This window comes from Candidatus Corynebacterium faecigallinarum (genome assembly GCF_052264515.1).
Classification (GTDB): Bacteria; Actinomycetota; Actinomycetes; order Mycobacteriales; family Mycobacteriaceae; genus Corynebacterium; species Corynebacterium faecigallinarum.
Genome location: NZ_JBQQOC010000092.1, coordinates 1 through 523, shown reverse-complemented (window position 1 = coordinate 523; position 523 = coordinate 1). Strand labels below are relative to the sequence as shown.

General features: G+C 62.3%; 1 protein-coding gene. It reads left to right on the top strand.

The window, feature by feature from the left end:
- On the top strand, positions 1–523 hold a 523-nt coding region (locus ACTXPP_RS14190; protein WP_443342772.1), incomplete at both ends, for an AMP-binding protein.

The following is a 523-nucleotide window of genomic DNA, read 5'->3' as shown; positions in this document are numbered from 1 at the left end:
CCTGTCCGACCGGGCTTTGTTCAGTTACGGGGTCGGTGACCGGATCCTTCAGAAGACCCAGGCCATCTACGATGCCTCAATGCGCGACATCTTCGTCCCCCTGGCCGTCGGTGCCACGGTGGTCACCGCCACTGACGGCGGGCACAGGGATCCCGCCTATTTTGCCGATGTCATCAGCCGGCAACAGATCACGCGGGTGCATCTCGTCGCGTCCATGCTCCCGGTGTTCCTCGACCACATCGAGTCACTCGCTGACGGTGACGACGGCGGGGAACAAGTACCGGAAGACTTGTTCCCCTCTCTCAGTCAGGTGTTCTCCGGTGGTGAACCACTTGCCGCGGCCACCGCAGTGCGGGCACGTTGGCTTCTCCCCGATACTGTCGTGACCAACGTCTACGGGCCGACGGAAACCACGGTGAATGTCACGACCTTCACCACCGGAATCTCTCCCGGCGTCGACACCTCCAGGGGTACCCCCTGTGCTGATCCTGGTGAGCCTTCCAGCCAGGAAACCATGGTGAGT